General features: G+C 43.8%; 9 protein-coding genes. All 9 read left to right on the top strand.

Annotated features, from left to right (window positions below):
- Window positions 1-275: 275 nt before the first annotated feature.
- The 9 genes from ACPV3A_RS14745 to ACPV3A_RS14705 all read left to right on the top strand — a co-directional run bounded on the left by ACPV3A_RS14745 (window position 276) and on the right by ACPV3A_RS14705 (window position 8897).
- A complete protein-coding gene (locus ACPV3A_RS14745) occupies window positions 276-452 on the top strand; it encodes a hypothetical protein (RefSeq protein ID WP_426200094.1) in 177 nt (58 codons plus the stop codon).
- A gap of 422 nt (window positions 453-874) precedes the next feature.
- Entirely contained in the window at window positions 875-1786 is a 912-nt protein-coding gene (locus ACPV3A_RS14740) for an SAF domain-containing protein (RefSeq protein WP_426200093.1), read from the top strand.
- Window positions 1787-1808: 22 nt separating this feature from the next.
- Complete coding sequence (locus ACPV3A_RS14735; protein ID WP_426200092.1) at window positions 1809-2480, top strand: hypothetical protein; 672 nt, start codon at window positions 1809-1811, stop codon at window positions 2478-2480.
- Between the two features lie 2 nt (window positions 2481-2482).
- The gene (locus ACPV3A_RS14730) at window positions 2483-3346 is read left to right on the top strand and encodes a hypothetical protein (protein ID WP_426200091.1); all 864 of its coding nucleotides are present in this window, start codon (window positions 2483-2485) and stop codon (window positions 3344-3346) included.
- The gene (locus ACPV3A_RS14725) at window positions 3346-5238 is read left to right on the top strand and encodes a pilus assembly protein CpaF (RefSeq protein ID WP_426200090.1); all 1893 of its coding nucleotides are present in this window, start codon (window positions 3346-3348) and stop codon (window positions 5236-5238) included. Before ACPV3A_RS14730 ends, ACPV3A_RS14725 begins: the two co-directional genes overlap by 1 nt.
- The gene (locus tag ACPV3A_RS14720) at window positions 5235-7325 is read left to right on the top strand and encodes a type II secretion system F family protein (protein ID WP_426200089.1); all 2091 of its coding nucleotides are present in this window, start codon (window positions 5235-5237) and stop codon (window positions 7323-7325) included. Before ACPV3A_RS14725 ends, ACPV3A_RS14720 begins: the two co-directional genes overlap by 4 nt.
- 62 nt (window positions 7326-7387) lie before the next feature.
- Window positions 7388-7852: an ABC transporter permease gene (locus tag ACPV3A_RS14715; RefSeq protein ID WP_426200088.1), complete on the top strand. Its 465-nt coding sequence runs from the start codon at window positions 7388-7390 to the stop codon at window positions 7850-7852.
- An 81-nt stretch (window positions 7853-7933) separates the two neighbouring features.
- Window positions 7934-8317: a hypothetical protein gene (locus ACPV3A_RS14710; RefSeq protein ID WP_426200087.1), complete on the top strand. Its 384-nt coding sequence runs from the start codon at window positions 7934-7936 to the stop codon at window positions 8315-8317.
- A 25-nt stretch (window positions 8318-8342) separates the two neighbouring features.
- Entirely contained in the window at window positions 8343-8897 is a 555-nt protein-coding gene (locus ACPV3A_RS14705; RefSeq protein ID WP_426200086.1) for a hypothetical protein, read from the top strand.
- Window positions 8898-8906: the final 9 nt, after the last annotated feature.

Raw genomic sequence — 8906 nt, 5'->3', positions numbered from 1 at the left:
CACCGAACGACTAAACGGCTTATCCCCTAACGAATATCGACGAGCAGCTTAACTAAGAAAAATAATCCCCTCAGTCTTGATAACCGAAGGGATATTGAATGCTAATGATTTTGCTTTTTTAGTCTGTCTACTTGACAGGGAGCACTTCACTACTCCCGTGGCCTTTTTTTACTTAAGCGTCAAAAAACACAGCTGGAAGTTATCCACCAGATTGAACCCCATAGTAACACGCAATGAGCAAATATAAGCTGAATTCTAAATAAGGAGGAACAACGATGATTACAGTTACCTGCATCAACAACGAATTTTCTGAAGAATTTTTGACGGAGGGTGAACAGTATCAAGCTATCTCATCCAACGGTGAAGATCTGACCATTCTCAAAGATGACACCGGCACCGAGCTCACTACCTTTACTTCACGGTTCGAGCTGTACGTATCCCATCCTGCCTAAACATATTTACATTTAAGCCTTCCCATAAAACGGGAAGGCTTTTTTTATTTTAAATTTTTGAAGACATGCAGTTTGCCATAACACCATTTTCATTTTTTATAGCTCTACAGAAATGAGACTTTTGCATCAAAAACACCTGCGAACCCTCGTAGGTGTTTTTTGTTTAACACTTTATCCACCCGAAAATGACGAAATATGACAATAAACATCAACTCATCATTTACTAAATTGCTGAATTGATATAAACTAATAAAAGTTACATATCATTGTGTGTAGAGGGGAGTTTAAACATTTTATCGTAATTTTTAAAGAAGAATTTAAAGCTATTTTTTGTCGTTTGGCAATTTTGTTTACCAGCCTACGACTTAAGAATCATAAGATCGTGTGAAAACAAATAGACCACGATCGAAAGGAGAAATGGAATGGCGAAAAATCGCTTGCGCAAAAACAAACATCTCGTCCCTGCTTTAATTGGAGCGGCTATCGTACTCGTCCCCTTTGCAGGAATTGGCGGTTTCTACGTTCATAATCTGAACGAACAGCACAAAGAACAAATTGCTCAGTATCAAACCCAGGTCAATCAACTATCCGGCAGCCAGGCTATCGTGTACGGATTGACCCGTGACATCAAAGCTGGTGAAAGAATCAGAGCCGAGGATCTGCAAAACGTTCCGCTCGATGCAAGCAGAGTTCCTGTGGATGCGATTGTCGATGATTCTGCAATTGGAAAGTTCACCAAGATTGCTTTAGCAACCGGTACACCGCTCACCCAACAAATGTTATACGAAGAGGGTATCACCCCGCAGGACTTGCGGAATCAAGAGTTTCGCTTGATTGAACTACCGACGAAACTTGAAAAAAACGATTATGTAGATGTCCGGGTTAAGTTCCCGAGCGGTGAAGACTTTATTGTTCTTTCAAAGAAACAAGTTCAAGATCTAAATTCAGGAACCGTGTGGCACACGATGAATGAACAGGAGATTCTTACCATGTCTTCAGCCATTGTTGATGCGTACCTTAATGACGCATCAATCTACTCGATCAGCTACGTCGAACCGGGGCTTCAAGAAGCAGCCAAAGTTACATATCCGGCTAACCAAGCTGTTCTCGATCTAATCGAGAGCGATCCTAATATCGTTCAGAAGGCAACTACCGTACTGGAACGCAAGCTCCGACAAAAACTTGAACAGAATTTGAACGAATTGACGCCGGAACAAATTCAGAAGTATCTCAGCAACAAGCAAAATGCATCTACGATCAACCCGGATACGCAAACTAATCCACTTACGGAAGAACAACCCCTCGTAGATGACGGTAGTAATACAAATCCGTAAGGGAAGAGCGTGAGGTGATACGATGAAAAAGGCGTTTTTTATCGGCGATTACGAGAAAAGCGATCTGCTGTTTTATCTGGCAAAAGTACTGTCGATAACCCGCCGCGTTCTTCTCGTGGACGCCACGAAGAACCAAAATTATCAATATCTAGTCCCCCGGATCGATGACGAGCCGGGCATCGTCACGTATGACGGATTTGATGTCTTTACCGGTACCGAAGAGGATTTACAAAAGCAACGGCTGGGTAGCTATGATCATGTCATTTACGACATCGACGAAGCCGAGCGATTATCCCCTTACCGGTCAACGCATCGATTTTTCTTTGTCACCAGCATGGATATAACATCGATTATTCGCGGCGAGCATTTGATTCAGGCGTTTACGGAACATCTGCCAAGGACAGATCCCCTACCCTTTTACAAATTGCTTATCGAAGATGCTCGGCAGCCTGGCGAAGCCTATATTGATGACAGGTTAGCTGCCTACCCTCTTACCTGGGTAGAAACGCTGAGTTACAGTCCGGATGACCGTGACCGAACACAGAAAATTCACAACCAGTACACTAGCAAACTCCATATGAGGCGATTATCGTCCGACATGCGAATCCTGATTACGGATCTCATTCAGATCGTCGACGGCACCACGGCCAAAAGCGCTGCCCAGCTTTATAAGCAGGCGGAAAGGAGGAAATAACATTGGGACAAATCGCATTTTGGAGTCCTTACTCTGGCAGCGGCCAGACTAGCAGTATCGCGGCTATTGCCGCCACACTGAGCAGTGAATACCATATTCGGTGCTTAATCGCACAGACCAAAAATCGTGAATCGACGCTTGAACATAGCTTCTCTCGATCACTGAACACTTTTAGCCGAACCCTCGGTCACATAACCGGAAGTCGTAATGTCTCCGGAACTGGGCTTGATGCCGTACTACGAATCGCGAGAAGCGGGAAGCTCGAAGGCGGCGCTGTTAAAAACAATACGCAGATTATCGAACAAGGCAGACTTGATATACTTAGCAGCTCGGATCAAAAAGACGCTAATAAATTGGAAGAAGCATCTGATCTTATCCGGACTGTCTTCGATCAGGCGAGCAAATATTACAATGTGATCCTACTCGACCTCCCTGCTGGGGACGATAGCGAGATCAGCCGGAAACTTATTGCATCGTCAGATATCGTCGTCATCTGCTTACCACAATCTCGGCGCTCTCTCGAAGCTTACTTCGAGAAAAAAAATTGGCCAAGTACACTGAATAGCAAAAAGACCGTACTTTTGTTTACTCAGCACGATCCTCACTCAAAATACAAAGCGGCCAACATTACGCGGAAGTATAAAAGTTCTAAAGGATTAATCGTCCCTTATAACACCACATTCAAAGATGCAGTGAACGACGGCGAAACTAAAGGCTTTTATAAAGCGAACAAAGCAGCAGAACAACGACACCCCAATTACGAATTCATAGTCGAGGTGCAACGAGCAGCAAAACAGTTGCTCGATGAATTAGGCATCGATTCCAAATTGAAACGAATCGACGCAGAAGAAAGAGGGGCTTCCTAATGTCGTTGCTGAATCTGCTCATTATCTTATTCATTATTGTATGTCTCGGGTTGGGTTTGTTTTTTATTTTGCGAAAAAATCCTTACGTAGGAGCCAAATCCCAAGATGTAAGTGCTGAGTACTTAAACATCGACGCGGTCACTGAATTCGTTACCGAGGTAATCAATGACTACGTAAGTGCCGACTTATTGGATCTTGGCCTCTCAACTGAAGAATATGATCGTCGCAAACAAGTCGTTGCGGATCTGAAAACGGCACTGGAAAACTGTAACACCGGTAGCCTGGCGGACAAGTTGTACGTGAAAGAATTCATATCCGATATCTTGTCTCGAAACTATGGCATCACTGAAGAAAATATTAATCAGATTATACCGTTTCACGATGAGGACATACTCACCGCTCAAGACATGTTTGAAATTTTGCTCTATCAGTACAAACAAGAGCATGGGTTCAGCGGGCTAAGCAAGCTAATCGAAGCCTATGATCTAGCCAGACTCAAACGAGTGATTGAAGACGGACAAACCCATTCATACATCATCACAAGTGAGGAAATTCGAGACATTTATCGTAAAGAAAACCCTCAGCTTTCGTTTGAAGACAAATTTCGGATAATTGTGCAACGCGTGTATCAACTGTACAAAGGCTTTGGTCCTATAGATGAAATTCGAGATCAAACGATCGACGGTGTATCCGGTGGAGTATCTGGCGTTCCAGTCAACATGAACACCGTAGAACATGAACTTGAAATGATGGAAGGTATGGGCAAAAAGGTACCGTACGGATATGACAGTATCTGGATGTTCTATCGAGGTAAGTCTGTTCACCTCTCCTTTCTAAGCTTTGGTTCCGAACTGGAACTCCGACGGGTGTGCCAAAACGTCTATAAGAACGGTAAACCCGGGCAAATTTCACGAGACAGGCCATTCATCGTCAATGATATGCAAGACGGATCACGCGTCGTCGTCGTACGTCCAGATTTTGCGGAAAGCTGGGCGTTCTTCATCCGGAAGTTTGATCTACCAAATCTGGTTCTCGACCGTTTGTTGTCTGCTGATCGCATTAAAAACGTAGAATTTTTAATGCAATTTCTCGACTTCTTGATGAAAGGTGCCCAGGTTACCGCCGTGACTGGCGAACAAGGTTCTGGTAAAACGACTCTACTGATGGCAATTGTTAAATCAATCTACGGGATGTATAACCTACGGATTCAAGAACTTGCCTTCGAGCTTCACCTTCGTCGTCTATACCCGGAGCGAAACATACTCTCTTTCCGGGAAACCGAGAAGATCACAGGACAAGAAGGTCTGGACGTTCAGAAAAAAACCGACGGTACTGTTAACATCCTCGGAGAAGTCGCTACCGATCCTGTAGCCGCTTGGCTCGTTCAAATGGCTCAAGTAGCGAGTAAATTCACCATATTTAGTCATCACGCCAAAACAATGCTAGCTCTGATCGAGTCACTTCGGAACTCGCTGCTCAAAACTAAAACATTCCATGACGAACGAAGCGCTGAAGAGCAAGTTGCCAAGGTCATCAGCTTTGACGTTCACCTGGAAAAAGAGCAAAGCGGTATGCGTTTCATTGAACGGATCACAGAATGTATGCTTATCGATCAAGATAGTAGCCAATTCTCAAAACTAGCGAAAGATCTGACAGACAACAAAATTGATCACAACAAAGCAATCGCCCTTGGTCAATTACACTACTATCAGAAAATCACCAGCAAGCCTTGGAAAGCAAACAACATTATTGAATTTAAAGACGGTGGCTACGTTCCAGTCAATCGCCCGTCAGTGCAAAAAGTCGAAGATATGACCAAAAACATGACGTCCGAAGATGCTAAAGCGTTCCGAGCTTTCCTGGACAAGCATTGGGGGCCAGAAGCAGCATGAAGTTAACTACGATCCTCTGGCTCTCAATCGTTGCATATGTCGTTATTTTCGGCATCATTATGTTAGTTTTGGCTCTGAATAAAAGGAAAACGAAGAACCAGCTCGACCGAATGAATCCAGGACAATGGATGGCTCAAAAACGAAGTGGTACTCGCAAGGAGCATCCAAAGCTCGTTGAGTTTTACCAAAAATCTTACGTTCACTCGTCCCGTATTCCATTCTTCGGTACGCAAGTACGGCGCATTCGGCAACGACTAGCTATTGTGAATCCTTACAGTGAATTCACACTTCGAAAAGAAACGATGCGCATCACCTACATTACGCTGCTGATCACTTTCTTCCTGATCTTGGCATTTGCGCTGCTCGGTAAAAGTTTACTGATGATCTTACTCGGCATCATCGGTTGTATCGTTTTAAATGGAATGCTCATCGACGTGTTTGTTCATAGAATCGAACGGCAACTTCTTCGTAACTTTCGCGACTTTCTGGAAGATAACCGTCACCAATATCAATCAACAAAGATGATTGACGAATCGATTTATCAGGCATCTCAAATTGCCGTTCATGATATGAAACTGCACGGGGTTCGTATTCATCGTGTACTTACTGCTAGGAACCCCGAACGAGCTCTGCACGCATATTACGAAGTTGCACCGAACCGTTATTTGAAGGTTTTTACCGGTATTGCACATATGATACGGGAATATGGAGACAAAAACACCAATAAAGGCTCCCTGTATCTCGGAGCCATCAGTAAATTTGTGCAGGACATTAATTTCGATATTCTAAGGCAGAACCGGCTTCATTATCAACTTAACAGTTTAACCATTATCGCCCTAGTCCCAATCCTGCTCTCCTTCCCAATTCAAACTTGGGCAGAAACTTATTTTCCGAGCATGAGCGATTTTTATAGTGGTCGATTGGGTTATATCATACAGCTCACCATGTTTGCCGTGTCCCTTATTGCTTACCTGCTGGTCCGTAAGCTGGCCGAAACCGAAGAATCGAAATATATCCCTAAACCCTCCCGTAAACGTTGGGAGAAAAAGATATACGAGATGAAATACGTCAAATTTATCGTAGATCGGTTCGTTCCCAGTTCACATACCAAAAAATATTACTTAACCACACAGCTCATAAAAGATTCAAATTCTCCACTGCTGATCCAATGGCTAACGCTACGACGTCTAATGTTAGCGATCAGCACCATACTTATTGCGATTGCAGTTGCCGTTGGCCTACACATCAATACAACTCATCAAATTCTCTACGCCCCCACCTACGATAACGGTGGACTTATGATCGGTAAGATGTCGGCTGAAGAACAAGCATCCTCAATAGCACTTACTGATTTTGACAGACGCGTATTGGAAAATCTGAAAGGAGGCGATGCTGCGCTCAAAGAACGCGTCAGACAAGAAGTCGAAATCCTGCTTAGCGGGACCACGAGCGTTGCAGAAGTTAACCAGAGCGTGAACCGAATTGTTACTAAATTTGAACAACTGGATAGCGAGTATTTCAAATGGTACGAGCTTATCATAGCACTAGCGCTTGGAACTCTTGCTTACTACGCACCAATTTGGATGATGCTGTTTCAACGAAAAGTCCGACGAGTCGACATGCAGAACGAAGTTGAACAATTCCGCATGTTGATCTCCATTTTGAGTCAATTGGACCGAATCGACGTTCGCACCATTCTCGAATGGATGGAAAGATTCAGTACGATCTTCAAACCTGCTTTACAGAGATGTTTGAATGACTACGACAGCGGCGCTACCTTCGCGATTCACAGGCTTAAAGAAGACGCCCCTTACCCTGAGTTCGTACGACTCGTTGAACGTCTGGAAAATAGCCTTGAGCGTATATCGATTCAAGAAGCTTTCGATGATCTGGAAATGGAACAAGAGTATTACCGGGAACAAAAGAAAGAAACGATGAACCGCTTGATCGAAAGTAAAGCAAGTTTGGGAAAAGATATCGGTTTTGCTCCGGTGATGTTCATGCTGGGTGGATATATTATGGTTCCCTTCCTTTATACATCGTTTATGCAGATGAAGGACCTTGTCGCCCAGCTTATGAAACTCTAAAGTCGAAACCAAGCTGTAACTTATTTTAAAACATATTCTAAATTCAAAGGAGATTATCATTCATGGGAAGTAATGCATCCGCAGGTCTAAAATTAGCAGCTAGTATTTTTTTGACACTCGCTCTTATCACCACAGTTGTAATCATCTTCATTTCGTCGCAAGATGCGGCCAAAGAAGGACAAACCCAGTTTTCTGAAATTACAACTCAGCTGTCTCAGACGCGTTTCAACATCTATGAAAACACGACTCTCTCCGGCAGCCAAGTTATGAACGCCGTACGCCAGTTCAACAACCAAGATCAATTCGGCGTTTACGTTCAAACCGGTAAAAACGGTGTAACCTATTACGGCCACACATTCAACCAAACAACAGGTGTCATCGACGGCACCGCAAAAAACACAAATTTACAGCCGGCACTTGATGAAGCCAATAATAACTTCATCAACCCGTCGGGTAAATTCAAATCTTCCGTCGTACGCGATGCCAACAACATGGTCCGTGGTATTGTATTTACTCAAACTAAATAATAAACACCCTAAACCCGTCGCTTCCCCGAACATACCCGGGGAAGCGATTCTCTTGTTAAGCTAAATTCTGAGGAGGTCCATATGGGCAGTAACGCTCGAAGTTTCATGATATTGTCCGCTATCTTCTTGCTCTTTCTTGCAGCTGCCACCCATGCAGTAACCGTTGTCTCGACAGTCAATGATGGCACTGAGCTTGCTTACAAGCTTAATGCAGATAACGACAGGCAGGTCAAAGCAACAATTGCTACGCCTGGTGAAGAGATCTATAGCGGCGCTATGATCGTCAACCTGATACGCACCGAAGAACGGGATATCGATATCGAAGTAGGTGGTGTGCTGTACAGCCGGCTTGATAATTACACCTCATTCAATCCGACAGCCATTAACTTGAATCAGAAATACAAAGCAACTTACAACCGCGACGAGTCAGGCTATTTACTGCAAGTTTCATTCACCAGCCTGTAATGACCATAAAGGAGCCGTTGACCTTATGAAATATGTAACCGGCATATTCGCCGCCCTACTGACCGTTCTGCTGCTCTTTTTATTCCCGCTCTATGAGCAAGCACGAAGTCAGGATAAGATCGCCAATGCGATTGTACAAAGCGCATCTACACAATTTATTGACAGTGCACGAACCAAAGGATATATCACACCGCAAATGTGGAACGATTTCAACAGCCAGCTTGCGGCAACCGGTAATCAATACGATGTGAAGCTTGAACATTTGCATAAACTCATCAGTCCAAATTATAGTGATCCCGCCGACCCGGCTACATTCCAAGGCGACTTTACAACGTACTATACCGCCTATTTCAACGATCAAATCATGCCAGTCATGTTTCCTAATAACAACACTGTACCAATCGATGATGCATCGCGGCGCTACATAATGCAGGTTGGCGACTATATCGGTATCAATTTAACCAATACCAATCGAACAGCAGCTACTCAGCTTTGGGACTTTCTTATGAACGATAATACCGGACAATCTGCGTCCGTCTTAATGAACTATAAAGGAATGATTGTAAATGAAGACTACTAGCTTCGCCAT

The sequence above is a fragment of the Paenibacillus sp. Dod16 genome, assembly GCF_049893405.1.
In the GTDB taxonomy this organism is placed as follows: domain Bacteria; phylum Bacillota; class Bacilli; order Paenibacillales; family Paenibacillaceae; genus Paenibacillus_AQ.
The sequence above is the reverse complement of the archived record's forward strand: the minus strand, read 5'-3'. Positions and strand labels throughout refer to the sequence as shown.

What these genes read in the sequence shown, in the direction of transcription:
- ACPV3A_RS14745 (WP_426200094.1), top strand. Translation starts at nt 276, where the DNA reads ATGATTACAGTTACCTGCATCAACAACGAATTTTCTGAAGAATTTTTG.
- ACPV3A_RS14740 (WP_426200093.1), top strand. Translation starts at nt 875, where the DNA reads ATGGCGAAAAATCGCTTGCGCAAAAACAAACATCTCGTCCCTGCTTTA.
- ACPV3A_RS14735 (WP_426200092.1), top strand. Translation starts at nt 1,809, where the DNA reads ATGAAAAAGGCGTTTTTTATCGGCGATTACGAGAAAAGCGATCTGCTG.
- ACPV3A_RS14725 (WP_426200090.1), top strand. Translation starts at nt 3,346, where the DNA reads ATGTCGTTGCTGAATCTGCTCATTATCTTATTCATTATTGTATGTCTC.
- ACPV3A_RS14720 (WP_426200089.1), top strand. Translation starts at nt 5,235, where the DNA reads ATGAAGTTAACTACGATCCTCTGGCTCTCAATCGTTGCATATGTCGTT.
- ACPV3A_RS14715 (WP_426200088.1), top strand. Translation starts at nt 7,388, where the DNA reads ATGGGAAGTAATGCATCCGCAGGTCTAAAATTAGCAGCTAGTATTTTT.
- ACPV3A_RS14710 (WP_426200087.1), top strand. Translation starts at nt 7,934, where the DNA reads ATGGGCAGTAACGCTCGAAGTTTCATGATATTGTCCGCTATCTTCTTG.
- ACPV3A_RS14705 (WP_426200086.1), top strand. Translation starts at nt 8,343, where the DNA reads ATGAAATATGTAACCGGCATATTCGCCGCCCTACTGACCGTTCTGCTG.